Genomic DNA, 26,747 nt, shown 5'->3' with positions numbered 1-26,747 from the left:
AATCATTTGTATGGACTATACAATTATTGATGCGCACGCTCATCTGTGGATAGAGCAGAACACGGTAGTAGATGGTTTACCCATTCGTTCTTTACAGAATGGACGTTCGGAATTTATGGGAGAGATTCGCCAGATGCTTCCTCCTTTCATGGTGAATGGGGTGAATGATGCGGAGACGTTTCTTTCGAATATGGATTATGCGCAGGTAGCTGCCGCAGTCATCACGCAAGAATTTATTGATGGAATTCAGAATGATTATCTGACAACAGTAGAGGAACGTTTTCCCAATCGTTTTATTGTTTGCGGCATGTGTGAATTCCGTAAACCGGGATTTCTGAATCATGCCAAGGAACTTATTGATAATGGCTTTAAGGCAATCAAGATTCCGGCACAACGGCTATTACTGAAAGAAGGAAGAGTGATGCTGAACAGTGAAGAGATGATGGATATGTTCCATTATATGGAAGATAAGGACGTTCTGCTTTCTATTGATTTAGCCGACGGAGCCACACAGGTTCCTGAAATGGAGGAGATTATTCAGGAATGTCCGGATTTGCGGATAGCTATCGGACACTTCGGAATGGTGACACGGCCCGACTGGAAAGAGCAAATCCGTCTGGCACGTCATTCCAATGTGATGATTGAATCCGGTGGAATCACCTGGCTTTTCAATGACGAGTTCTATCCTTTTAAAGGAGCCATAAAAGCCATTCGTGAAGCGGCAGATCTGGTAGGTATGGAAAAATTGATGTGGGGTTCGGATTATCCGCGTACCATCACAGCGATCACCTACAAAATGTCTTATGATTTTGTGGTGAAGTCTTCCGAATTGACGGAAGAGGACAAAAGACTCTTTTTGGGAGAAAATGCCCGGAATTTCTATGGATTTACAGATCTCCCCGTGCTTCCTTACATCAAGAACATGTCCGAATGATTGAGAAAACAACCTTATTGTGAAACAGTATTTATACCATGAAAAAGAATACATATACAATACCCTTAGCTTTGGTTTTCTGCCTTTTCTTCTTGTGGGCGATAAGCAGTAATCTGCTTCCTACGATGATCCGGCAATTAATGAAGACCTGCGAACTGAATACCTTTGAGGCTTCTTTTACAGAGACAGCCTATTGGCTTGCCTACTTCATTTTTCCTATTCCGATAGCTATGTTCATGAAACGATATAGCTATAAAGCGGGAATTATATTCGGACTTATCCTGGCCGCTATCGGAGGTCTGCTCTTTTTCCCTGCCGCCATACTAAAAGAATATTGGGCCTACCTTTGTATCTTCTTTATCATTGCCACCGGAATGTGCTTTCTGGAGACGGCTGCCAATCCGTATGTAACAGTGCTGGGTGCCTCTGAAACGGCTCCCCGCCGATTGAATCTGGCACAGTCTTTCAACGGACTCGGAGCTTTTATCGCTGCCATGTTCCTAAGTAAACTCATCCTTAGTGGGAATCATTACACACGGGAAACGCTTCCTGTAGATTATCCGGGTGGTTGGCAAGCCTATATCCAACTGGAAACGGATGCCATGAAACTTCCTTATCTGATATTGGCCTTACTGCTCATTGCCATAGCCGTTGTATTTGTCTTTTCAAAGTTGCCGAAGATTGGGGACGAAGGAGAAGCGGCTTCTTCCGGTAAAACGATCTCTTCGGGTAAAACGAAAGACGGCAGCCGGAAAGAAAAACTGATAGACTTCGGAGCATTAAAACACTCGCATCTTCGTTGGGGAGTGATTGCCCAATTCTTTTATAATGGCGGGCAGACAGCCATCAATAGTCTTTTCCTGGTCTATTGCTGCACCTATGCAGGATTGCCGGAAGATACGGCTACCACTTTCTTCGGACTCTATATGCTGGCTTTTCTTTTGGGGCGTTGGATTGGTACAGGCTTGATGGTGAAATTCCGTCCTCAAGATATGCTGTTGCTCTATGCCCTGATGAATATCCTCCTGTGCGGAGTGGTGATGATATGGGGAGGAATGATCGGACTATATGCGATGCTGGCTATTTCGTTTTTTATGTCCATTATGTATCCCACTCAATTCTCATTGGCTTTAAAAGGACTTGGAAATCAGACGAAGAGCGGTTCGGCCTTTCTTGTAATGGCGATCGTTGGTAATGCCTGTCTCCCGCAGTTGACAGCTTATTTCATGCATGCCAATGAGCATATTTATTATGTGGCTTATTGCGTGCCGATGATTTGCTTTGTCTTCTGTGCCTACTATGGCTGGAAAGGTTATAAAGTAATCGATTAATAAAATTTTATCAAATACATATCAAATGAAAGCAGTTCAAATTATCAATCCCTCCGAAATGAAGGTGGTTGAACTGGAAAAACCGACCGTTGGAGCCGGTGAAGTATTAGTAAGAATCAAGTATGTTGGTTTTTGTGGTTCCGACTTGAACACATTCCTGGGGAAAAATCCGATGGTGAAATTGCCTGTGATACCGGGACACGAAGTAGGAGCAGTCATTGAGGAAATCGGCCCGGATGTTCCGGCGGGTTTTGAAAAAGGTATGAATGTGACCTTGAATCCGTATACCAACTGTGGAAAATGTGCTTCTTGTCGCAATGGCCGTGTTAATGCCTGCGAACATAATGAAACATTAGGCGTGCAACGCAATGGAGTGATGTGCGAATATGCTGTATTGCCTTGGACAAAGATTATTCCGGCCGGTAATATCTCTTCTCGTGACTGTGCCTTGATCGAACCGATGAGTGTCGGTTTTCATGCCGTATCTCGTGCACAAGTAATCGATAATGAATTTGTGATGGTGATTGGTTGTGGTATGATTGGTATCGGTGCCATTGTACGTGCCGCTTTGAGAGGTGCAACGGTAATTGCTGTTGACCTGGATGATGAAAAGCTGGAACTGGCGAAAAAGGTAGGCGCCTCTTATGTGATTAACTCCAAGACAGAAAATGTGCACGAACGGATGCAGGAGATTACAGAGGGATTGGGTGCTGATGTCGTGATTGAAGCTGTTGGCAGTCCGGTGACTTATGTAATGGCAGTGGATGAAGTCGGTTTCACAGGACGGGTGGTTTGTATCGGCTACGCTAAAAGTGAAGTTGCTTTCCAAACGAAACTCTTTGTTCAGAAAGAACTGGATATTCGTGGTTCCAGAAATGCCTTGCCGGCAGACTTCCGTGCAGTCATCAATTATATGAAAGAAGGAAATTGTCCGGTAGAAGAGTTGATTTCGAAAGTTGCCAAACCTGAAGGAGCTTTAGAAGCTATGCAGGAATGGGCGGCTAATCCGGGGAAGGTATTCCGTATTCTGGTGAAATTCTAAACTCTCGTCCATATTGATTATAAAAAAGATGAAAGGTTTCATGCTTTTCATCTTTTTATCGTCTGCTATCCCTCAATTAATTCATGAAACTCTAGAAACTCTGGATATGAAAGACTATATATTGAATTCAATATATATACCACTTAAATAGGTTGCAAGTTCTCCAGAAAGCATCTTTGCATTACTTCCTGTAATATATATATTATTGTCTTCGTTGAGTAATAGAGAATGTATTACCTTTTTGAATTCGGGAATGCCTTGTATTTCATCAATAAAAATATAGTTCCTCTCTTTTTCTTTATTTTGAGAAGTAATGTAAGAATGTAGGCCTTGTGCTGTTTTTGCAGTGAACTGAAAGCGAAATCTTCCAGATTAATATAGATAGTATTGGCGTTTGGCTCTTTATTTAGAATTTCTTCAATCAGCTGATATAGCAGGAAGCTTTTACCCACACATCGTTGCCACGTTAATACTTTAGCTACAGATTTCCGCATGAAGGGTTCTATTTGTTCAACATACCCTTTTCCTTTTTTGAGTATTCTGGAAAACTTTATCATTCTAAGAACTTTAATTATACTTTAAACTTTCCGTGAGTTTCGTGTAAGTTTGAAGTATAATTAAAACTTTTAGGGGATGAATGCTATCGTTTATAACCGCTGATGATAAGCGTCAATCGCTTTTTTAACCGAACCGTATAACAGCAACAATTTTTGTGCATGGTCATGCTCTAATCCCAATTCCTCCATAATCATTCTGGTTCCTCTTTCCACTAGTTTATGGTTACTAAGCTGCATATTTACCATCTTATTTCCTTTCACCCGTCCGAGTTGAATCATCACCGACGTACTAATCATGTTCAGAATCATTTTCTGTCCGGTGCCTGATTTCATTCTCGAACTTCCCGTGACATATTCCGGACCGACAATCATTTCGATGGCGACATCTGCTTCTGCCGCCATCGGAGAATCCGGATTGCTGGTGATGCAACCTGTCAGAATGCCATGCTTGCGAGCTTCCCGCAAGGCACCGATTACATAAGGAGTAGTGCCCGAAGCAGCAATGCCAATCACGGTGTCTTTGGGGTTGATATGATATTCCGTAAGTTCTTCCCATCCCCGGTTCATATCGTCCTCGGCACCTTCTACCGGATTGCGCAGGGCGGTATCTCCACCGGCTATCAATCCGATAATCCAGGTAGGAGGCATTCCGAATGTCGGTGGTATCTCCGAAGCGTCCAGCACTCCCAAGCGGCCGCTGGTACCTGCGCCCATGTAAAAGATACGTCCACCCTGTTTCATGCGGGGCACAATCTGGTTGACGAGCAGTTCGATTTGTGGAATGGCTTTTTGAACGGCTAACGCTACCTTTTGGTCTTCCCGGTTAATGTCTTCTAATATTTCCCGTACGGACTTCTTTTCTAAATTGTCGTAGAGCGACGATTGTTCGGTTATCTGCATATTGGTAATGGCGATTGACTAAAAATACAAATTACAAGGATTGAGATGAAGCGGTATGATATAAAATTAATCCCTCCATCGGACTTTGCAGAATCTTTCCAATTCTGATTCCTGTCTCTTGTGCAGCTTCTTGTAATATCTCCCTGTAGCAGTGAGCCACTGATCCGATAAAGTGTATAGGATACTGCGTGTAATCATATTGCATTACGTTTCTTCGGAAGAAAGCAATAAAACTGCCAAGCACTAATTGTCTTATCCCCGGCTCTTCCAGATGTTGCGCTATAAAAGGTGACAGACTTGCCAGAAAACGATTCGGGAAGGGCTGACGGTAAACCCGGTCGATGATTTCGGGAGCTGTCAGGTCGAATTGTTTTAGAAATGCTTCTTTGATGGCAGGCGAAAGTTGATTCTTCAGAATGTCTCCCACCAGTAATTTGCCAAGGACGGCTCCACTTCCCTCGTCTCCCAGGATAAAGCCTAAAGGAGAGATGTTGTTGACAATCTCTTTTCCATCATAGAAACAGGAGTTGGAGCCTGTTCCCAGAACGCAGGCAATGCCTGCTTCGTGGCCGCATAATCCACGGGCAGCAGCCAACATATCCGAGTAGGCTTTGATATTTCCGACAACAGGTAAACTGTCGGCTATTGCCCGGCGGAGAACGGGAGCTTTTTCGGGTGTACAACCTGCACCGTAAAAGTAAACGGAATTGATGGTCCCTTCCGGCAATTGTGGCAGGAGGGAATGTGTCAGCTCTTGCTGAATTTCTTCTTCTGACTGGAAGAAAGGGTTAAGCCCTTTCGTTCCAATCCGTTTGATAGGTGTGCCGTTGAGGATGACACACCAGTCGGTCTTGGTAGAACCACTATCTGCAATAAGTATCATATCTTGATGTATCTTTTTAATGTATTAAGTTATTCAGTAAGTAAGTTCATTGTTTCTTTCCAAAAGAATCTTCCAGCCGGTTACGAATCATTAGTGCGGCAATAATACCAGGCAGAGTACAGATACAAACCCATATAAAGAAATGAGTATATCCGATATGTTCCTGTATCCATCCTGCCGGCATGCCCGGAAGCATCATTCCAAGTGCCATGAATCCGGTTCCGATGGCATAGTGGGCAGTTTTGTGCTCACCCTCCGCAATATAAATCAGGTAAAGCATGTAAGCGGTAAAGCCGAAGCCATACCCTAGTTGTTCGATGGCTACGCAACTGGCAATCAGTATTGTATTGTCCGGAGTAGTGGCTGCCATCCACACATATAATAGGTCGGGAATATTGATGGCTAATGCCATGGGCAATATCCACTTCTTGAAACCGTCACGGGAAACGAGAAAACCGCTGATAATTCCTCCCAGTAGCAAAGCTACGACACCTATGGTCCCGTAGATCATTCCGACTGTTGCCGTAGATAGGGACAGACCTCCTTTTTCAGCGGTATCCAATAGAAAGGGGGAAGCTATTTTGGCTAGCTGCGATTCTCCCAATCGGTAGGTGAGCAGGAAAAAGAACATGAGACCCAGGTGTTTCTTTTTGAAGAAAGTGACAAAAGTCAGAAGAAAGTCTTCTAATAGCTTACCTGCTGTGAGTCCGGGACGTTTGACATCGGAATCGGGATGGGGGAGGATAAAGCGATGGTACAAAGTAAGAGCCAGGAATAATCCGGCCAGGAGGTAAAAAGTGATGCTCCATGCCAGAGGGATATTGCCTTGAGAGGTTTCCAACCATCCTGCCAGCATGACGAGAATACCTTGCCCGAAAATATTGGCGAGTCGGTAGAATGTGTTTCGGATGCCTACAAAGAAAGATTGTTCCTTGTTGTTGAGTCCGAGCATATAAAAACCGTCTGCTGCGATGTCATGCGTAGCCGAACTGAATGCCAATAACCAAAAGAAAGCAAGAGTGAATTGTACGTAATGTGTCGTTGGAATAAAAAAGGCGATGCCTGCAAATCCGGCGGCGATGAACCCTTGCATGGCGATAATCCAGGAACGTTTCGTTTTTACCAAATCGACGAATGGACTCCATAACGGCTTGATAGTCCAGGGAAGATAAAGCCAGGAAGTGTATAAGGTTATTTCGGTATTGGATAATCCCAGACGTTTGTACATGATGACGGCAATAGTCATTACCGCTACATAAGGCAATCCTTCTGCAAAATAGAGGGTTGGAATCCAACTCCAGGGATTTCTTTTTATAGTGGGTGTTGTCATGGCATTCGTTCGATTTTATTTATATTGTTTTTCAAGTGTACTACCGGGGTAATAGTGGGATAGTATTTCTTCATACTTATAACCTTGTTCTCCCATCACGGCGGCACCGATTTGGCAAAGTCCCACTCCGTGTCCCCAGCCGGCTCCGGTGAGGATAAATCGGGAAGGAAATTCATCTCCGTACTCCTTGTCTACTACAAAAGCGGAACTGTAAAGATGGGAAGTCGATAGAGTGCGGCGTATCTCCAACTCTTTTCCAATGATGAGTGTCCGTAAGGTTCCTACAATCTTTAGCCGGACAAGACGTCCGGATGTTCCCCGTTCTACAGGAATTAAATCAATGATTTGTCCGAAATCAATCCCTGAACGTTGATGAATCAGCTCTGAAAGCTCTTGTTGGGAATAACTGACTTTCCAACGATAGAAGTCTGCAGTTTCCTGATCGTAGTTGTTTAATACTTGACTTAGGATTTTCTTATCCTGCGTGTTACAGAAAGCAACAGGTGAGGTACGTATCCATTTATCAGCTTCCGTCTCTATGGTCAAATCGGGAAGTCGTTTTTCAGTCTTGCTATCCCGTTGTCTGATTAGATAAGGATGCTTTACGTTTTCCCAACAATTTTGGAACTCTTCAAAAGCTCCGCCACAACATTTAGAGAAACGGGCATCACAAATTGCTCCTTTATACATCAGTACTTCCCCCCGCGTGGCGGAGACTGCTTCGATGGCTTGTGGTGTTGAGGCTCGTGTAATTCCCTGATAACGCTGGCAATGATCGTCTGCACATACATCGAAATTCTTATGTGCTTCATGGTCATACCATTTTATAAATTGAGAATTGAGAATTGAAAATTGAGGATTGGCTGCGCTGTTTGACGGCATCGTATTTTTTAATTTATCATTCTCAATTCTCAATTTATTAAGTAACCAGCTTCGGGAGATGACGGCGTGAGCCTTTAGTAGTTCTAAAGAAGCTGTTGCGCTCATCTCTGATGAAATGACACTGGTGAGATATTCTTCAATGGAAATCACATTGATAGCGGTTAGTTGTTCTCCTTCGATGATAATTTTTAATTCCCCTTTGAATTTTTGGACTTCTTTGCGTTCCCAATGGAAGTTGATTCCGATAGTCACATCTTTCAGTTCAAAGAAAGCATGTGCATTTTGTTGGGAAGTGAAAGATAATTCATTATATTCTTTCCCTTGCCAATGAATCTTTCCATTCTGATAAATAACTTTCTGTGTTCCGGAAATTTCCGTTCCGACAGAAGAATTAAATTTCACCGGGAAAGAGAATTCAATCTCTTTCCCGGAAAGGATACCAACACTTATTAGAGGGATTTGCATACTATTTTATTGCTATTCCTTTTTGAATAATTGATCGCATAGAGTATTTAACTGTTGGGGAGATAAACTTATCTCCTTGTAAATCTCTGTGAGTTGTTGGGCGTTTAATTTATCCATGTCTTCTTCTCTGACAATCGGGAATATGCCACCCATTTCTGCAACAGCCGGACTTATTAATAGCCCTTTTTCATTTGGGGTATAATAGCAAACGGGACGATGTTTTGAGCGTAGGAAAATGATGCAATTCCATACTTCTACTTCGTCACCTCCGAAATGGCTGATTTTATCGAGGCCATACCAGGTTATCATGTTGATTAAAGGTTCTTTATCCGAATAAATGGCGGAAAGATTTTTGTAGACCTTTTCAAATTGTTGCATTAATTCAACTTTCAGGCTTGATGTAATACCTATGCAAGTTGTAAATAAATCGTCTACATAAGTTGTTACGCAGTTTCCATTTTCTAATATATCCGTCAAGAAATTCAGCTCAAAAGGATTAGTCAGTTCTTCTTCTTTTCCTGCTGCCTGGAAATGCATGTGGTCAGGGGCGGAAGCACCGCACTCCGGTCCGTTATAGAGTATATAGAACTCGTCCAGATTTTCAGCTAAGTGAAGCATATCTTCAAAACGTCCTTTCATGCTTTGTGGAGTATGTTCCTTGTCGATGATTGTCAAGTGACGCTGAAAAATGGGGTAAGGATTGAGGCATACCTCATAATGTCCGAATGGTAGATATGTTTGCTCTGCGGGGCGGTTTTTCCCGCATAAGAAACAAGGTCTTTCTTGGATAGAATGACTATCTGTTTTTGCCATGGTCGAGAGGATGCGTTGAGGATTTGGGAAAATTATAACTTTCATCTCTCTGTCTTCTTTCTTCAGCTTCAATACTTTTTTCTTTTCCAGATTTTCTTCCAACGCTTCATAGTTCCTTTTCGCAAGTTCCCAGTTTTCTTTTTGGTTTTCTATCATTTCTTCTACAAGTTCCTGAAACTCTTGATCGATAGTATGCATCTGGATTCTGCTCTTAATTTCCCATGTGCGGATTCGGTCTTTGTAGAAGTTGTTCCGATTGATCTTTTCTGTGCTTAATGCGGCGTCGGAGTTACCTTCCCAACGGCGACAGAGGTATATTACATCATAGATACGTCCGATCTTATATTCCCGTGAGATTCGTAATCCTATGGCATAATCTTCTCCATAGCTGGTATTCGGCAATTTGATATCACGAAGAATAGGAGTGTAGAAAGCTCGTGGAGCACCCAAACCATTGATACGTAGAGCGTTGTTCTTTCCATTTTCCGGTGTCCACTCTTTGTGATCAATAATACCGGGGGCTATTTCGTTTAGCTGGAAGTCGGTCATTAGATAAGTGCCTATTACCATTGCGCAACTTTCCTTATAAAAAGTATCTACGACTTTCTGTAAAGTGGATTCGTCTTTGTATAAATCGTCACTGTCTAACTGTATGGCGAACTTTCCACATTTTTCGTGATGTATACCTTTGTTCCAACAACCTCCTATGCCTAAATCATTCTCTTGGGGAATGATATGGATCAATTTCTTATCGGTACTTAGTTCCTGGAGTATTTCCGTCGTTCCATCGGTGGAATGATTGTCGATAACAATAATGTTAAAAGGAAAAGTGGTCCGCTGGTTTAAAGCCGAGTTGACAGCATCACGGATGGTATGAGCACGATTGCGCACAGGGATGATGACAGATGCCTCGAATTCAAAGTTTTCGCTGTGAAGATTTACAGACCGTGAAGAAGTAGGCATGAAATAAGCATCAATACATTTCAGGTATTCGGTGCAGGCAGCTTCCATTTCAATTTGCACTTCCCGATTTTTGGGGTTTACATAGTCGAATTGTTTCTCTCCGCTTTTCCTGGTATCTGTTTCAATTTCGGTGTATAGATATTCATTGATGTGCACAATTGAATATTTGTAAGAAATGAATAGACGCATAGCATATAGTCCTGCGTATTCGTACTCTTCACGCAAAGCATTTGCTATTTTAGTGAAGGCAGAAGAACTGAATAGAAGCATAGAGCCGAAGTCGAAATCATCCCGGACGCTTCCTAATTGGTAGTCAATGACAGGTGCTTGTTTAAGTTCTCCGTTAATCAGCTGATAGTGGTCGGCATAAACTATTCCATTCTTTTTATCGTTCTCCATGATTTGCACCATGCGTTCCAAGGCATACAGTCCCAGTTTTAATGGAGTTTGTTTCAAGTAGAACAGAGTATATTCCGAATTGGCATTGGCTGCAATTGTTTTCATTGTGTCTGTGGAATAGAACCCTTTAACAGAGAGATATTCACACCCCGGAAGAGCTTTCTTACCGGGCGCCGAACCTAATAAATAGATTTTATTTACTAGCTCTGACGCTTGTAGTTCTTTCACTGTCTGCATGATATCTTCCGGGGTGCCGAAAGGTATGAAGCAATTAATTTTCTTCTTCATCTTGATTTTAATATTAAAGAACTGTCGTATTGTCCATAGTTGATTTCTTTCGAATGAGGAAGCAAAGTCCGATGAAAGTAAATGCAGCGTTAAATAATAGCAGCTCGTAACTAATTTGGTAACCGTTGAACCATGCTTCCGAATTTCTTTGCAGGATATAGCAAAGAATAGGAGAAGCGATAGCTACCAACGGAATATATTTATCATAAACTTGTTTCTTGGTGAAGATGCCGAAAGCGAACAACCCTAAGATAGGACCATACGTGTAACTGGCCAATGTGTAAATCGCATCAATCACACTGGTGTTGTTCAGCAAATTGAATACGAAAATGACTGCCCCCATCACAATTGCCATACCGATATGTACATGTTTGCGTATCTTGCTAAGTGCCGCATCTCCTTTTTTCTGTGCATGTAAAATATCTACGGTGAAAGAAGTGGTCAGTGCCGTCAAGGCAGAACCTGCCGCAGAATAGGCGGAGGCTATCAGTCCGATAATGAATAATATTCCGACTATGCCGGGAAAATAATTTCCGGTAGCGATCATCGGAAACAACTCGTCGCTTTTTCCCGGATTCTCGATGCCTTGCTGTGCTGTAAACGTATATAGGAGTACTCCCAGCATCAGAAAAAGCAGAATAACAAAGAACTGTGAGATTCCACTGGTAATCATATTCTTCTGTGAGTCCCGGAAGTTCTTGCAGCTAAGATTGCGCTGCATCATATCCTGATCGAGTCCGTTCATGGCAATAACGGTGAATACACCTGCCAGGAATTGCTTGAAGAAATATCGTTTATCATTGACATCGTCAAAAAAGAATGTCTTGGAAAAGTCACTATCCGAAATCGTACTAACCAAACCACTGAAATTCAGATGCAGACTGGAAGCAATGTAATAGATGCAAAGTACAACCGACACTACCAGGCAGAATGTTTTTAGAACATCCGTCCATATCAATGATTTCACTCCACCGCGGAAAGTGTAAAGCCATACGATAAATACCGTAAGGATCACGTTCAACAGGAATGGAAGATGAAAAGGAGCAAAGATAAGAAACTGCAATGTCAGACATACGAGAAAGAGCCGGACAGCTGCCCCTAACATCTTTGAAATAAAAAAGAACCATGCCCCCGTCTGGTAGGAGGAGCTTCCGAACCTGTTCTCCAGATATTCATAAATGGAAACCAGGTTCATACGATAAAAGAGAGGAACGAGTACAAACGCAATGATAATTTGTCCTACTATGAATCCCAGCACCATCTGCAGATAAGAAAAGCTGCTTGCCTGTACCATGCCCGGAACGGAAACGAAAGTGACTCCGGAAATGGTGGAACCGATCATGGCAAAGGCAACGATATACCAGGCTGATTTACGGTTTCCTACAAAGAATCCTTCATTGTCGGCTTTGTGTCCTGCTATATAAGAGATAGTGAACAGGATGATAAAGTATGCCACAATAGTAATAGATATAACGGCTGGACTCATATCTGCTGTTTTAAATTCGTTTGAGGATGAATATCCGGAACTTGTTTACTTTGCCTACAAATGTAGGGAATTTATCATAGATATGTATAATCTTACATATTTTTTATTCCGGGTGTACCTCCAGTCGTATGCTTCGATGAATGCCAATTCTTATTGAGGGAGGGCAACTCCGGGGATTTCTTTTCGAGTGAAACTCCGGTTATTTTATCAATGGTGTGCATTTCATCTCTAAAACAACAAGTGTCAAAAGTATGTCCTGGTGCAGTCTCTTTACTACTTGAAAGTGCCAGATACCCGCCATTATTGTTCAGTGCCGGGAAGTTCGGTATAATTATTATATTTTCTCCACCGACTTTATGTTTCTGAACGACTCTGTTGAAGTATTTCGTGAAGCAAAGATAAGCTTTGGCAGGAATGGTTAGGGGAGTAGAAGGACTTTCATTTTGAAGGATGGTAGTATTGTATATTGCCCCGTCTTTATACATCTTATATAGATAAAGTGCCGGTAAAATGATAGCCTGTTCAGTCGGATTGTAGATTTCTATATATTCTGCACCATCAGTAGCATTGTTATACATGATTTCATTGAAAAGAAGCATACCTCTCACATCTCTCGGTAGTTCGGAAGTGTCCGGATTATCAGGAATGTCCGTTTCGGGATTATCGGGTGTTTCATCAGGTGTAGTGTTCGTTTCTACATCGTTGGACAACTGTATGTGATGGAACGTGAATCCTTTGCATCGTGTTTTGGTGTAAATGCAGTATATACCGCAGTAGCGGGAGGTTTGTATATCGGTATCTTTTATCTGTTTTTCTTTTACGTATTCATTCTCGGATTCAAGCCGTGTCCAAAAAGTCCAGTAACCGTTATTGTCACATTCTACTTTTATGTATAGTTTCGGTGATGAGTCGCCTTTCATCAGTTCTCTTCCCGAAGCCAGCAGTTTAGACTGGTCTCCGTTTTGACGATAAAGAGCTACATTATCTTTGGCTCCTCCTATCTGAATATAATAACCGTTTAAATTCTCGGAAAGAATGTTTGAGGAAGAAGTCAGATAAAACCGTGCATAATTGTTGGCGGAAGGATTGAAGGTGAGGTGAACTCCAAATTCCCAACGGGTATTCTTCACCGAAGTGGACGGTATAGTGACATAAGCCGCTCCGGCATCTTCTTGTGGGTCATTCAGATGAATTCCTTCTTTAGAATTGATGGTGAACTTATCTGTTTCTCCTTCCCAGGGAAGTTCGGAAGTAGCCGTATCTTCTCCTTCTACATCTCCTTTTTCTTCGTCATCAGCAGGAAGTGAACAATGATAGAATAACATCATGAAGATACTTAGGAAAGCAAATGCTTTGTAAACTTTCATACAGTTTTTAATTTGAGTTTTTTCGTTTTACCGTATTTGTTTGTGTATAATGCAGAAGCAATTGCGGTTTTAATAGTTGAATGAGTCGGCAAAGATAAACTTTCTTGCCGGAAAAAGCCCGTACTTACAGAAGAAAAGATTGTAATTCTTTTTGTTTCCTATACACGCATGGGAAGAAAACAGTAAGGGACTACCCTAAGTCATATTTAATAGATTGACTTTTGATAGTCCCTTACGACTGTTACATTCAATATGGGAATACTATTCGAAACGTGGCATTACATATTTATCTGTATAAGATGTGAAAGTAATACCGGGCATGGAATGAGTGGACGATTCGTTCTCTAATTTTTTTATCAATGAATAATCGTCGGCATTCAATGCGTAATAATTATCAGAGGTCGGGGTAGTTACACGTACCGTCCAATCGAACATATTACCGATGATGGTTAATGCATCCGTTTCGGGATTAAATACAGGAATTCCTGTTTTTACCACTTCGTATGTCCGGTTCTGCAGTACATAGAAAGCATTGTTGACATCGGTCATGAAAGCAAGTGTCTTCTTGTTTCTGAACTCTGTCAGATACAGATGTTCCAGTGTCAGTCCTTCAGGCAAGGTGATGGCACGAACATACGGACGCCCTTTCACCTGTTTCAGATGAAACAGACGGCGGTCGGCATCCAATAGAAGATAACCTTCGTCATACTCCTTTTTCACTGTTGGATTTCCTACGATTTCCGTTGCCGGAAAGTGGAACTCCTTTTTAGTCATAGCTTCGGTAAACTGAAGACTCTTGTCTTCCTTCACGCTGTTGGAGGCCATGTCGATAAACTCGATTCCTTTGGAGGTGATGCGGAATACGTCATCCGGCATTTTCAGGTCTACACGTCCCGACATGGATTCCATCAGAGGATAAAGTCCGATAGAAGGCGCATTGATATCCGAAGGAACACTACGGAAGTTGAAGTTCTCCGTCTGTACCATTTTAGGAGTTACTGCTATCCCTTTAATGGTATCCGGGAAACGCTCATCAGACATCAACTGACGAAAATAAAACATAGGCAGGATACTGTCGAAAGCTGCTTCCGAATAAATATTACCAGCCAGGTCGCGACGTACACTTCCTTTTCCCTCTTCCTGTCCCATCTGTGCGAAATCGCCAATTACGAAACTGTACAGGGTAAAGGGAGTCTTCTCCGGCTTTACGACAAAGAAATTGTAACACCAGGGCAACTGCCAAAGAAGCAGAAAAGCGATGGTTACATATAATAATATAGTACTGAAACGTCTCATTACTCAATCTTTTAATTTTTAGTCTTTAATTTTTAATTGTTCCTAGTCCTGCTTTCCGGCCTTGAATCGTACGATAGAAAGCCACGAGAAAGAAGCTGTCAACAAAGTATAAACCACTAAATAAGGGAGGAACTTGTTATATGCTTCCGGTGTGGGCGACAGAAAGAAGATTCGGAGTAATAATACTGCGATAATGAGATTCAGAATACGACGTTTCCATGCCGGTTCGAGGCAGATCCATGCCACAAGCAGGTAGCCGGAAATCCCGGCAAGATACCACGTTAAAGCGGTGAGCAATATGTGGTTCTTCAGTTCATGGGCAAGTATTCCGTTCAGGTATACTTCCATTAACAGGAAATTGGAAGCGAAGCAGACAAGTAGCAACACTAATCCCGAAAGTAACATATTACCTGTCATCTTCAACTCCGGATAAGGCAGATGAAGAGTCAGTTTCAGGCATTTGCGCTGCATTTCGGGAACAAACTGCACAATAGCCATCAAAATTCCCGCAATCAGAGGGATATATTGCAACATATCAATGAAGATGACATCTCGTTGCAGCATCACTTCCCACACATGAGCAGCCCCTTTCATTTCTACCACCCGGTTGATGCGGAGCATACAGTAGCCTGTAAAACCAAGTGTGGCGAGCACGGCAAGTAGAAAATACCACCGTGTCTTTATCCATTCTTTATAAAATATAGCGTACATTGTTTTTATCAATTATCAACGATTCTAGTATTTGCCTGTCAGGCCGATAAATGCATCTTCCAGATTCACCTGTTCACTATGAAAATTAGTGTAGGGCACTGACATGGATTTCAGTTTGGCTTCTGTTTCTGCCGGTTGAAGGAAGGAGAAAGTCTCCAACTGGTTCCGCATGACAGAAGGATGATAGAAATCATCGGATGCAGGAAGTTCGTAGCCCTCGGGAATAGTGAAGGTGTAGCGACGTCCTTTTTCCAGTAGTTCGGCGATTGGTTTCTGAATCAGTATCTTTCCGTAGTCCATGATGATGCAGTCGTCAACAAGCCGTTCCATGTCCTGAATGATATGCGAGGTCAGGAAGACTGTTTTTCCTTCTGAACGGGCATAGTCGCGGAGATAATCGACAAACAGGCGACGATAGCCGGGATCGAGTCCGAGAGAGAAATCATCCAGTACGAGAAGTTCCGGGTTCTGTGCGAGAATCAGTCCGAGGGCTACTTGTGAACGTTGTCCGCAGGACATACGCGAGATACGTTGTCCGGTGGCTACTTTCAATTTATTCATCAGTTCGTAGTAGGCTTCCTTTTTCCATTGACCGGGGTAGAAAGCTGCATAGAATTTCTCTATCTCGGTGATGGTCATGAATTGGTATTGCACATGACCTTCGATGAGCAGTCCGATATTGCGACGCAGAGCCGGTGCCATTGTCTGTATCTCCTGTCCGAAGATGCGACATTCTCCCGAACGAGGCTTCAGGTAACCGCTCAAGATATTGATAGTGGTGGTCTTGCCCGTACCGTTCTTTCCCAACAGTCCCAGGATGCGCCCTTTGGGTACTGTGAAACTAAGATTTTCGTAAATCAGCCGTTTGCCATAATAGTGCGTCAGGTTGTTACATTCGATAATATGTTCCATTTGATTTTATCTGTTATTCTATTCAAAAGAAGAAAAGGAAAAGAATGGGAATCAAGATTCCGACAATTAGTTCGATTCCTCCTCTGCCGATAATGCCCTTATTTCCTTTCAGCATGATGATGCCGGAAAGAGTAATGATAATAAGAGCGATAGCGAAAATATCAGCAAAGTAAGTCCACCATTGTCCCGGGTTGTAATGTAAGCGGGACATTGCTCCGATAAGCGGACGACGGGTGACGGATTCATATACCGCTTCCCCTGTTTTCACATTTACGAGGAGGTTGGATCCGCCTTTCAGGAATACTTTCATTACGTCCGTTTTCGGGAAGTAATGCTTGGTATAGTTGCCGCTTTCTCCCAACGGTTCCAAGAGGGTGAGTACTTCTTCCTTATTCATTCCTGCTTTATCCGGTAGCTTTTCTGCTATCTTATACTCTTTCCGTGTGATGGAGAAGTTCGGGTTAATCGTGTCACGGTGATTCATTACAATTCCGGAAATGGCATATATCAATACCATTCCGGAAAAGAAAAATGATAAGTCACGGTGTATGAGTCGACTCCACTTACGGATGTTACTACTCCACTTCATACGAGTTAGCTTCCATGAAATAGAAAGATAAATACTCTTTTCCCGTCTCTGCTTTGCGGTCGGCTATTTTTGCACGGAAATCTGCAATGCGGGCTTCGGGGCTGTTGGCTGTTTCGCCACGTGCTTTCTTTTCAGAGTCGCATCCGGCTTCACCGGTTCCGTGTTTCTCGGCAGCCTGTGCTTTGAGTTGTGCTTCCCAGTTCTGGAGGTAGGCTTCGTCAATGCGTTGTTCTTTCAGTGTTCCGGTAACACGAACGATGGAGTTTACACATTTAGGGTCGAATGCTCCCAAGGTTCCTGCTTCTACACGGATCACTTGGGTGTCGTCGCTACCCATCAGGAAGATTTTCTTTGCTCCATGTTTGCAGGTGTGTGTGCAGACGCCTTCAATGGTCACTTCTTGTCCTGCAAGGCTTTCGGCATTGGCAAGGAGAGAGTCGATTTCCAAAGCGGAAGAAGCAGACTGTTCTGTAGTCGCTTCTGATGCGCTTTTCTGTTGTTTGTTACCACATGAAGTTCCGATAAAAGTCATTGCCACGATGGCAATTGCGATTGTTAGCTTTTTTGTTTTCATTGTTCTTGCTTCGTTTTTATATAGTTTGTAATCTGTTTATCGTTTGTTTATAGCTTATCATAGTTCGCCTTACGGGCGAGGAGTCTTAACCTTACTTGGGACTTTGAGTTTCATGCCGGGAAACTGTTGTTTCCTCACCGAGAAACTGTTGTTTCCCCGTAGGGGAACTAAAGGTTTCCCGGTGTGAAACAAATGTTAGCCCTTTAGTTGCCGGCTTGATCCCTTACGCAACGGAGTTGCATACCGGACTTGGTGCTGATATAACCTAACGTTAATCTGCCTTCCAAATATTTGGAAGTAAACGTACTCATTAATGCAAAAAATTGTATGTTGGTAAGTTCGTTGTTAGCATTAAGTATTGCTTTATATGGAGTTGAAGTCATATAATAATTCAATGCTGGTTTTCCAATCCACTCGGTTATTGTACTAGTAGTGCTGGATATTACAGTTTTCTGGTAACTTGGAGTAGATGCGAAATTTGCCACCATACGCACTCCTGAAAATTGGTAATTGAATCCTGCATTATGAAGTGACAGTACTTTAGCTCCATCATAGATTGCATCATAAAAGAGAGCTTTATCACCATCTGCTGGAGTATTTCCATCTTCATCATTGTTGCTTTTGCCAACAAGATTAAAATATTCCATTTGCGTCGGTATGTGCCACCCTTTCGGACAGATACCTTGTGCGCCTTCAAAGTCTTTCAGATTATTTTCAGTAATTTCCTTACCACCTAGCGCAGCTTGCAAATCATAAAGATAGCCTAATTCTTTTATAGCACTTTCGTCTGTTGTGGCTACGGCTACATTGTTAACAATCTCATATGGATACCAAATATGTGAATCAGCTGTCGGATCAGTAGAGGGTGTATATCCTTTAGGTAAATAGCAAAGTGGTTCAGCCATCCATGTCGTACCGTTTGAGAAAGTTACAGTCTTATATTTCACATTATCATACAGGAAATAGTTCTGATCGAGATGTTCCTCAAAAGGAATTTCATTATCAGCTCCAATTTCGCCCTCATCTGTCCAGTTCTCAATGTCACCGCTAAGTTTGACTTCTATATCGTCAGGTAACACGCGAATGTTCACACTGTATTGTCCTCCTTGTGCCAAAGTGGTAGATGTGAGCTTCTGTGACAAGGTCTTGCCGTCGGATGTTGCTACTTCAAGCGTCAAGGCTACTGTTTGGGGAACGATAATAGCTCGGTATGTCTCATTCGCTTTAACGGCTTGTGCAACAATGCTTGTAGCAGAGGCATTTGCATCAGCAGTCACTGTGAGAGCACTCAAATCAAGAGTTGCAGTCGGGATAGAACCTTTCAATGCAATGGACGAGATGTTAGCTTCTACTTCCTTTGTTACATTAATCACTAATTTAGTAAACATGTGTTTGAAGTTCATGCTTATAACGTTGGTAGTCGGAAGTACATCCGATTTCTTTGCTGCCATAAAATCTGACGCTCCATATCCGCTAGTCTGATCGGTTTCTACAGTAAATGAAGCCGGAGTATTGCCCTCTTTATAGGGATAATAGGCTACTATTTGCGATTTGTCATTTCCTTCCGGATACCAAAGTAAATCACCGGCAAATACTCCGTCATTGTATGTCATCAGTTTATTTTCCGCATATACGAAGTCACCGTTTTGGGTGATTGTAACACCGATTTTATCTCCGGTCTCAAAGTTAACTTCCGTAGCACGTGTAATAATAGGAGAGATAGTAATACGACTGTTTGCAGGAGTCGTAGCTTCGTTCTCCTCTTGTTGGCAAGATACCAAAAGTGCTGCTGCGAAGATAAATGTCAAACTCTTTTTCATTGCTTAATAATTTAGTTTATATATATATTCATTGTTTTCAAAAAGTATATCCTAATTTGACAGCCTCGTTCCAACGGTTCGAACCATCTATATATTGCAGGTTGAAACCGTGCGTATAACTACCCTGTACTTCCGCATAAATTCCATAGTTGAAATGGTAGCGCAATCCGAGATGAAATGTCGCCTGCGGGGCGGTTGCATATTCATTTTTCAGATGGTAATAATCAGTCAGCCGATAAGGCGGATCACCCGGTTCCGTATCTGTTGCCGTAGTCCTGTTTTTCCCGGTAAAGTTTCCTATGGCAAAGGATGCAGCCGCTTTCAGGTCGAGTTTCCCCAGATGAAATACACTGGAGATATAAGTCCGGCTGCAAAGCATCTTTTCCGAAGTCACATAAGGATACATCTGTGTGGTCAGTCGTCTGAATGTTGATATATTCGTTCCCAAACGAAGTTCCGTGCGGGGACTTATGAATTCATATTCAGGATGGACGGAGAAAATATCCTGCTCAAAAATACGATTGGAACCATGTACGTAAGTGGTCGTTATCCCGTTCACAGTTTCTTTAGTTATCACATTCTCGTTGTTGGCCAGATGTGACCATTGCAGGTTCAGTCGCAGAAAATGCTCTTTCTTTCCCTGTTTGAAATGATAACTCAAATGGGAGGTAATCCGGTGGGTGGGAAATTTAAACCAGATAGCATCTTTTTCACCGGCAGAACCTGAAGAATACGTGTATTCAATATCTCCGTAAATTCCTTTCCATTGAAGTTGCAAGGCTCCCCCGTTCGACAATTCTTTGATGGGAAAACCGTTGACACCCGATTCACTAAGATGGATTCCGCTGCCGTCCCATGCCTCGTAAGCTCCATACATAAGTCCTTTATCCAGAAAAGCATTGTAAGAGTTTTCGGCTGTACCAATGACCTCTGCTTTCACTGATTCGCTGTTTTTACCGAGAATATAGGAAAAACCGATTGCCATATCTCCCGAATGATACATGACGCTGGGGGCTACTTTCAAATCCAGTCGGTAATTGGTATGCCGCAAGTCTTTTCGTTTGGAATAGTTGGAGGCGGCAAAGTCAATCTTTCCTCCTAATCGCCAGTTGGGTGCAATATCAGTTGCAATACCACCCATGAAAGCGTAGGTTTGCAAGTCTTTGCGTCCGGGCGTGAACTCCAGGAGATCTACGGGATAAAATCCCGGGTGGATGAACATCGAACCGCTCATATCCTTGCCGGAAGTATGGTCGAAGGAGAACGAACCCGTCAACGAATAACCTTTCAGATGAGTGATGGACTTTGCTACCGCTCCGGCACTCCATGCTTCTTTTGCTTCGTAATAGTTGCGGAAATCACCGTGGTTATTCTTTCCGTACAGTTCGGCATAGGAAGCAGAAATACTGTCCGTCATGATACCTGTGACATTTGCCCCGGCATTCCAGGAGTTACGGCGTTCGATGATGTCATAAGTCTGTGCCGAAACTCCGGATGCCAGACATAGGAGCCAAAGGCCTGTTATATATATTTTCTTCATCTCACTCATGCAAAGATTGTTTTTCCCGTTCATAAAAATCGGTAGAAGAATTGTTCGTATCTACCAGTACTTCATAACCCGCTTCCTGTGTCGCTTCTTCATCCACATGACGGTATAAACTGCGTCCGTTGTACGTGGCACTTTGAATGACATATCCCGCATCAATGGATGGGGAAATGCGCTTTTTATTGTTGGAGGAACCGCCATAATACACTTCCGTCCCATCAATCACCCAGTTGAGCGGTACCGCTATCACCCGTTCGGTGGTGCTTCCCGGCTTCTGTATGACGCTGCCTTCTTTAAGAACGAAGTCCTGTATCGTGGTATCCTTGGCTTTAAAAATAATCGTGGCCGGAGAAAAGATGGAGAATGTATAAGCGTTCGCCTGTCCTGTTTTCAACACTACGTTCAGGTAATGGTCCGGTGTAATCTGATCGCCGGGAGCCGGATGATATTGCGTGTTCGGGAAATAAACATTGTTGTAACATACAAAATATCCGGGTTTGTTCAGATTAACAGATTGCGGATATTGTGCCGCATGGTCAACTGCTCCGTTGATGGCAATCACCGCATCTTCTCCCGGTTGAAGCGGAAAAGTTTTGCCGGTACCGCCAAACTGCCAGATACACTGTGCGATAGGAGCGAAGTCGGGGAAGATGGTTGCTCCGGTTGCTTCGTCCTGTGTCACCCATACATTGGTGGCTTGTGAATTGTAAGGGTCGAGAGCTCCGAAACACAAGCTATCCAGATATTGCACTTCCGAGTCGTTATTATGCAGGATAATGTACTTGTCGGACTGATAATTTCCTTCCAGCGGTAACTTGGTACATCCTCCGCAGTAAATCTCTTTAATAATGATCGTTCCGGCTCTGGAGTGAATCAGCGGGAGATTAAATGATATATCACTACTGGTCAGTTTTACATTATCAGCTAACCCGTTGAAAATATCCTGTCCGTCTTTGTCACTGATTTGCACACGGTATATACCTTTGGTCAGAGAGAATTGTGCCACTCCATTCTTGTTGGTTTTAGCCTTATAAGAATTTCCACGGTCGACATCTTCAATCTTTACGGTCACTCCTTCCCTGAGATGCTCCGTGTATCCGTCCGGATATACGGCGGTAACCTGCAGGTTGTGCAATTGGTTGTCATACGGATTCTCTTTATCGATATCCGTGCATCCTGCAAAGATGCCGGTCACTGTCAGTAATAATATGTAGATGGATTGCTTCATATAGTTAGAATTTGATACGGCAAGTAAGTCCATAATAGAAATCCGGGGTGAAAAGAGCGCTTACACCCGTTGCATGAGATTTTACATAAGGCCGTGAGTTGGTGAAATTAATCGCATTGAGAGAAAGAGATACATAGTCTCCAATCTCTTTGGTGATATTGATATTGGCAGAAAAATAAGGATCATATCCGTCTGCAGCAAATGTATAAGCATTGCCCGATTTACGTATCAGGTAGGAGAATTCCGGATTTGCGGCTTCCGCTGACGTGAAAGGATGCATCTCATTATTTAGGTCGAGGTATGCCACCGGCCAGATTGCAGTATAAGAGTCGCCGTCATAGATACTTCCTCCGGTTTGGGTATTGCTGCTTTCGCTCACATTGAAAGCATATTCTTTTCCTTGGTATTCGGAGATATTCTGCGAACGCTTCACAAGCGAAGCTTCCAGTCGGCACGAGATAATCAGTCTGGCTTTCGGAATACGGGTGATGGCTGTGATATTGGCATCCAGCGAGTGGGTACGCTTGCCGTTGGCAGTACTCGATAAGTTGTCGCCGTTGGCGTAGATACCTACATATTGGTAAGAACGATTGGCAAGACTGGTGTGCGACCATCCATTCTGATAATAATACGATAAAGAGTTGTCGATGTATTTCGTATAAGTATAAGCGGCATCTATCCGGAATTGCGTGCGAATCGGAGTAATTTCCGGGAAATCAACGATCATTTCCGCTCCGCGACGAATCACGTCCATTCCATTGTCGGGAGAAGTTGACTTTACAAAAGTCTGGTCGGTCACTTTGACATCCATAGGAGTCCAGTAACTGGATGCATTGTCGCGTATGTAAACCATACCTGTCTGGTTGTCCACATTGATTTGCGGATTAGTAGGCATAGTGAATCCTTCCGGCAATTGGAGAACATCGTAGGAGAACGGAGTATAGGTATTTGTGTATTTATACGGCAACTTGGTACGGTTGAAATAACCGACTAATGAAATTCTGGTACGGGCGATGTTGACGTCCAGACCGATTTCAGCGTTCTGATTCCGTTGCCACCGAAGGTTCTCATTGTGCAATAACGTGTAGGGCTGACTATAATATATATAAGATGATTCAATCTTATTATAGGAAAAGCCGAAGGTCTGTATGTCCCGATATTCCTGTTTGGGATACAAGGTATAAAAAGAGGGAAGTTTTTCGGTAATCCCCCAACCGCCACGGATAGCGATATATTCGTTCAACTGCCATCTGGCATTGAAACGCGGAGATAGAGTATTCAGATTTTTATAGTTCGTTCCCTTGATAAACAAGTGTTCCCAACGTACCCCTGCCATCAGTCTAAGCATGGTATTTCCCACAGGAAATGAGAGACTTTCTTCTGCATAAAGCGAAACATTATGCATATATGGGTAAGTAGTGTAAGGACGGGGACGATAACCGTTCGGAGCCAATGCTGGGTCTTTGTAATATTCTCCTTCGCCCACATTGCCTGTTGCTTTCCATTGAACGCCCGCTTTCAGGTTGCTGTTTACAGTCTTAAATCGTCTGTTCCATTCATATTTTAACGATGCGGCATAATCCAGTTCTTTGGAGTCGATGATTTGGTCGGCAAAGTAAGTATATGGCAGTTTGTTTGCCATAAAATATCCTTCCTCCGTGGCATGAACAGCTGGTTGCTCCGATGCATACGAGTAGAACGTATGCGCGTGGGAGTTGTTATCATTATAATATATCGATGCGTCGAACTTGAGGTTGGTTATCCACGATTTATTGAGCAGCCAAGCGAGTGACGTGTTTGCCCGGAATACGTTGTCTCTCACTTTGTTGTATTCTCCCGAATAGGCATCGGGATCATCTTTGGTATTCATTCCTCCGATATTGCCTGTAACACCGATGTCGAATCTCAATACGTTGTGGAATGTGTTGCTATATCCGGCAGAGAATCCCCTTCTTGTATAAGAAGAATAGGGAGATACCAACTTTTGAGTAGCTTTGGTCCATTCACCGTTTATGTTGATGACTCCTTTATCGTTTCCTAAATCCAATCCTTTAGAGAATGACACCTGTTCGGTGCGAGGATTGATAGACAGCAATATGTTCCAGGGTGTTTTCCCTTTTCGGGTGTGAATTTTGACCATACCACTATTCAAGTCTCCATATTCTGCCGAGGGCACTCCCGTAATGACTTCCACCGATTCAATATCTGCAACAGTGATATTCCGGGTATCCGCTCCGCTCATATTGCCAAACGAACCATTGTTTCCAATACGCACCCCATCCACTTCCACAGCAGTTCCGAATGCGGCATTACCGGCTGTTGACCCTCCGTCACGTAATGAGAAGATATGGTTGGCGGTGAGATCCGGTACTTTGGTCTTTCCCCCCGGAAGAAGAGCGGAGATATCGCTCACATTCGACACCTGTAGATGTTCCAATGCATTATTTCCGATAGTGAGCGTGGTGTTTAATTCATTCTTGGGTGCTTGTGCAGTAACGACCACATCATCCAGTGCAAGTGTATTTTCTTTGAGTATGATAGGAAAGTTATTGATATTGCTGCGTACATTTACGGGAATGGTTGCCGGTACATATCCAAGAAAAGAAACCTCCAGATTGTATTTTCCCTCCTGTACTCCATGTATCGTAAATTCTCCTTTCTGATTGGATACAGCCCATAAATAGGTACCTTTAATGAGAATAGAAGCACCGGGTAAAGGGGAATTCGTTTTTGCCTCGGTCACACGTCCCGAGATTGTATAGATGTTTGAATTAGCTGCGGCTTCAAATAAATTGAAAAATAGTAGCCCCCAGAATGCTATATTAAAAAGACAATATTTCATAGATAAGTTTTGCGCAAAATTCGATAAAAACCGAGTTTGTATCAATCGCTATAAATAGTTATTTTGGCAAATTATGATACCTATAACTAGTGACTTCTTACCTACGAATAGGTATTTCCCCTCTAACTATAGCTTAGAGAATAAAAAACCGGCTTGCACTGCGATCACTATCACATTGCAAGCCGGTTGATTTATTGGGCTTATCTATAGCTGTCCGGATATTATTTCCAGTCCGCTATATTAGATATTTTTTACTTTAATCAGATATTCGGCAATCTGAACTGCATTCAGGGCAGCCCCCTTCTTGATCTGGTCACCTACAATCCAGAAAGTCAATCCGTTTTCGTTTGTCAGGTCTTTGCGGATACGGCCTACGTATACCGGGTCTTTACCTGCCAGGAACAACGGCATCGGGTATTCTTTTTCGGCAGGATTGTCCTGCAGAACCAGACCTTCACCGTTAGCGAATGCTTCACGAGCTTCTTCTACGGAAATCGGACGTTCTGTTTCTACCCAAATACTTTCAGAGTGAGCGCGTAATGCAGGAACACGTACACAAGTTGCACTAACCTTTACGTCAGAATGCATGATCTTACGCGTTTCATTATACATTTTCATCTCTTCTTTCGTATAACCGTTTTCTGTAAACACGTCGATCTGCGGAATCAGGTTGAAAGCCAACTGATAGGCAAACTTTTCTACAGTCACAGGTTCGTTTGCCAATACCTGACGATATTGTTCGTACAATTCGTCCATGGCAGCGGCACCCGCACCACTTGCTGCCTGATAGGTAGACACGTGCACGGTTTTTATATGAGAAAGCTTTTCGATGGCTTTCAGTGCAACTACCATCTGGATAGTCGTACAATTCGGGTTGGCAATAACGCCGCGCGGACGTTCCAATGCATCCTCTGCATTTACTTCAGGCACTACCAAAGGCACATCGGCATCCATACGGAAAGCGCTGGAGTTGTCGATCATCACAGCACCATACTTGGTGATTGTTTTCTCGAACTCCTTAGATGTTCCTGCACCGGCAGAAGTGAAAGCAATGTCTACCCCTTTAAAGTCATCGTTGTGTTGTAAGAGTTTCACCTCGATCTGTTTACCGCGGAAAGTATATGTTGTTCCGGCACTACGTTTAGAACCGAACAAAACTAACTCGTCCATCGGGAAGTTTCTCTCATCGAGCACGCGCAGGAACTCTTGTCCTACGGCTCCGCTTACGCCAACAATAGCTACTTTCATCTTTTTCTTTTGTTAAATTGTGAATATTGAATTTCTCTCCTTCATCCTGTCGAATCGGAAAGATTTGGCTGCAAAATTATAACAATTTAGCATATAAACATCGCTTTTGAGAGAAATATTTCAGCCTTTCGGAGGATTTCTTTAACCTTACGTATCGTCAGGTATGGTTGTTGGACGGGATAAACGTACCCAAAGGGAGCCATTTCCTGTCGCGATGCGAATCGGATTGATTCCGTAGCCTGATAAGATTCTCTTTATTGCCTACAGGGCAGACGCATTAAAAATCATTATCCTGTAAAAGTTTTGATAAATATTTTTCATCCCACCCAGCTTTTAGCCTT

At 42.9% G+C, this 26,747-nt stretch carries 22 protein-coding genes; 3 read left to right on the top strand and 19 right to left on the bottom strand.

Annotation, left to right across the window (positions count from 1 at the left end; translation table 11 throughout):
* The first annotated feature begins 10 nt into the window (after positions 1 to 10).
* From I2I13_RS03775 to I2I13_RS03765, 3 genes are read left to right on the top strand one after another with little or no spacing between them, the layout of a single operon-like run.
* Positions 11 to 934, top strand: a complete 924-nt coding sequence (locus I2I13_RS03775) for an amidohydrolase (RefSeq protein WP_195648830.1) — start codon at positions 11 to 13, stop codon at positions 932 to 934.
* A 38-nt stretch (positions 935 to 972) separates the two neighbouring features.
* Positions 973 to 2,265 carry an L-fucose:H+ symporter permease gene (gene fucP / locus I2I13_RS03770; RefSeq protein ID WP_195648829.1) on the top strand — a complete coding sequence of 431 codons (1,293 nt, stop codon included), beginning with the start codon at positions 973 to 975 and terminating at the stop codon, positions 2,263 to 2,265.
* 25 nt (positions 2,266 to 2,290) lie between these two features.
* Entirely contained in the window at positions 2,291 to 3,307 is a 1,017-nt protein-coding gene (locus I2I13_RS03765) for a zinc-binding alcohol dehydrogenase family protein (RefSeq protein WP_195648828.1), read from the top strand.
* Between the two features lie 114 nt (positions 3,308 to 3,421).
* Here I2I13_RS03765 and I2I13_RS24670 read toward each other — a convergent pair whose 3' ends face one another.
* The 19 genes from I2I13_RS24670 to I2I13_RS03675 all read right to left on the bottom strand — a co-directional run bounded on the left by I2I13_RS24670 (position 3,422) and on the right by I2I13_RS03675 (position 26,406).
* Positions 3,422 to 3,580 (bottom strand): AAA family ATPase, encoded by a 159-nt coding sequence (locus I2I13_RS24670; protein WP_334313148.1) that lies wholly within the window; start codon positions 3,578 to 3,580, stop codon positions 3,422 to 3,424.
* Positions 3,541 to 3,801 carry an AAA family ATPase gene (locus tag I2I13_RS03760; protein WP_334313147.1) on the bottom strand — a complete coding sequence of 87 codons (261 nt, stop codon included), beginning with the start codon at positions 3,799 to 3,801 and terminating at the stop codon, positions 3,541 to 3,543. The genes I2I13_RS24670 and I2I13_RS03760 overlap by 40 nt, the downstream gene beginning before the upstream one ends.
* Positions 3,802 to 3,954: 153 nt before the next feature.
* Positions 3,955 to 4,764: an N-acetylmuramic acid 6-phosphate etherase gene (gene murQ, locus I2I13_RS03755; protein ID WP_195648827.1), complete on the bottom strand. Its 810-nt coding sequence runs from the start codon at positions 4,762 to 4,764 to the stop codon at positions 3,955 to 3,957.
* A 31-nt stretch (positions 4,765 to 4,795) separates the two neighbouring features.
* The gene (locus I2I13_RS03750) at positions 4,796 to 5,647 is read right to left on the bottom strand and encodes an ATPase (protein ID WP_195648826.1); all 852 of its coding nucleotides are present in this window, start codon (positions 5,645 to 5,647) and stop codon (positions 4,796 to 4,798) included.
* A 46-nt stretch (positions 5,648 to 5,693) separates the two neighbouring features.
* Positions 5,694 to 6,977: an MFS transporter gene (locus tag I2I13_RS03745; protein ID WP_195648825.1), complete on the bottom strand. Its 1,284-nt coding sequence runs from the start codon at positions 6,975 to 6,977 to the stop codon at positions 5,694 to 5,696.
* A 15-nt stretch (positions 6,978 to 6,992) separates the two neighbouring features.
* Positions 6,993 to 8,324 (bottom strand): SpoIID/LytB domain-containing protein, encoded by a 1,332-nt coding sequence (locus I2I13_RS03740; RefSeq protein WP_148364019.1) that lies wholly within the window; start codon positions 8,322 to 8,324, stop codon positions 6,993 to 6,995.
* Between the two features lie 12 nt (positions 8,325 to 8,336).
* Positions 8,337 to 10,787: a DUF4922 domain-containing protein gene (locus I2I13_RS03735; protein ID WP_195648824.1), complete on the bottom strand. Its 2,451-nt coding sequence runs from the start codon at positions 10,785 to 10,787 to the stop codon at positions 8,337 to 8,339.
* Between the two features lie 13 nt (positions 10,788 to 10,800).
* Positions 10,801 to 12,273 carry a sodium:solute symporter gene (locus I2I13_RS03730; protein WP_195648823.1) on the bottom strand — a complete coding sequence of 491 codons (1,473 nt, stop codon included), beginning with the start codon at positions 12,271 to 12,273 and terminating at the stop codon, positions 10,801 to 10,803.
* A 92-nt stretch (positions 12,274 to 12,365) separates the two neighbouring features.
* Positions 12,366 to 13,640, bottom strand: a complete 1,275-nt coding sequence (locus tag I2I13_RS03725; protein WP_195648822.1) for a lamin tail domain-containing protein — start codon at positions 13,638 to 13,640, stop codon at positions 12,366 to 12,368.
* 261 nt (positions 13,641 to 13,901) lie between these two features.
* On the bottom strand, positions 13,902 to 14,936 hold the full coding sequence (locus tag I2I13_RS03720; protein WP_195648821.1) for a DUF4857 domain-containing protein: 1,035 nt from the start codon (positions 14,934 to 14,936) through the stop codon (positions 13,902 to 13,904).
* A gap of 42 nt (positions 14,937 to 14,978) precedes the next feature.
* Positions 14,979 to 15,647, bottom strand: coding sequence for a hypothetical protein (locus I2I13_RS03715; RefSeq protein WP_004305102.1), 669 nt, complete (start codon positions 15,645 to 15,647; stop codon positions 14,979 to 14,981).
* A 24-nt stretch (positions 15,648 to 15,671) separates the two neighbouring features.
* Positions 15,672 to 16,559 carry an ABC transporter ATP-binding protein gene (locus I2I13_RS03710; protein WP_195648820.1) on the bottom strand — a complete coding sequence of 296 codons (888 nt, stop codon included), beginning with the start codon at positions 16,557 to 16,559 and terminating at the stop codon, positions 15,672 to 15,674.
* A gap of 22 nt (positions 16,560 to 16,581) precedes the next feature.
* Positions 16,582 to 17,148 (bottom strand): PepSY-associated TM helix domain-containing protein, encoded by a 567-nt coding sequence (locus I2I13_RS03705; RefSeq protein WP_195648819.1) that lies wholly within the window; start codon positions 17,146 to 17,148, stop codon positions 16,582 to 16,584.
* Positions 17,135 to 17,722 carry a hypothetical protein gene (locus I2I13_RS03700; RefSeq protein ID WP_004322225.1) on the bottom strand — a complete coding sequence of 196 codons (588 nt, stop codon included), beginning with the start codon at positions 17,720 to 17,722 and terminating at the stop codon, positions 17,135 to 17,137. The genes I2I13_RS03705 and I2I13_RS03700 overlap by 14 nt, the downstream gene beginning before the upstream one ends.
* A gap of 203 nt (positions 17,723 to 17,925) precedes the next feature.
* Positions 17,926 to 19,542: a fimbrillin family protein gene (locus I2I13_RS03695; protein ID WP_195648818.1), complete on the bottom strand. Its 1,617-nt coding sequence runs from the start codon at positions 19,540 to 19,542 to the stop codon at positions 17,926 to 17,928.
* 37 nt (positions 19,543 to 19,579) lie between these two features.
* Positions 19,580 to 21,091 carry a DUF6850 family outer membrane beta-barrel protein gene (locus I2I13_RS03690; protein WP_195648817.1) on the bottom strand — a complete coding sequence of 504 codons (1,512 nt, stop codon included), beginning with the start codon at positions 21,089 to 21,091 and terminating at the stop codon, positions 19,580 to 19,582.
* A complete protein-coding gene (locus tag I2I13_RS03685; protein WP_195648816.1) occupies positions 21,084 to 22,316 on the bottom strand; it encodes a DUF4876 domain-containing protein in 1,233 nt (410 codons plus the stop codon). Before I2I13_RS03685 ends, I2I13_RS03690 begins: the two co-directional genes overlap by 8 nt.
* A 4-nt stretch (positions 22,317 to 22,320) precedes the next feature.
* The gene (locus I2I13_RS03680; RefSeq protein WP_195648815.1) at positions 22,321 to 25,158 is read right to left on the bottom strand and encodes a TonB-dependent receptor; all 2,838 of its coding nucleotides are present in this window, start codon (positions 25,156 to 25,158) and stop codon (positions 22,321 to 22,323) included.
* 240 nt (positions 25,159 to 25,398) lie between these two features.
* Complete coding sequence (locus I2I13_RS03675) at positions 25,399 to 26,406, bottom strand: aspartate-semialdehyde dehydrogenase (protein ID WP_004299708.1); 1,008 nt, start codon at positions 26,404 to 26,406, stop codon at positions 25,399 to 25,401.
* Positions 26,407 to 26,747 lie beyond the last annotated feature (341 nt).

Origin of the sequence: Bacteroides sp. D55t1_190419_B8, from assembly GCF_015558905.1 — a bacterium.
Taxonomy (GTDB): Bacteria; Bacteroidota; Bacteroidia; order Bacteroidales; family Bacteroidaceae; genus Bacteroides; species Bacteroides vicugnae.
This window is presented reverse-complemented; position numbering and strand designations above follow the sequence as displayed.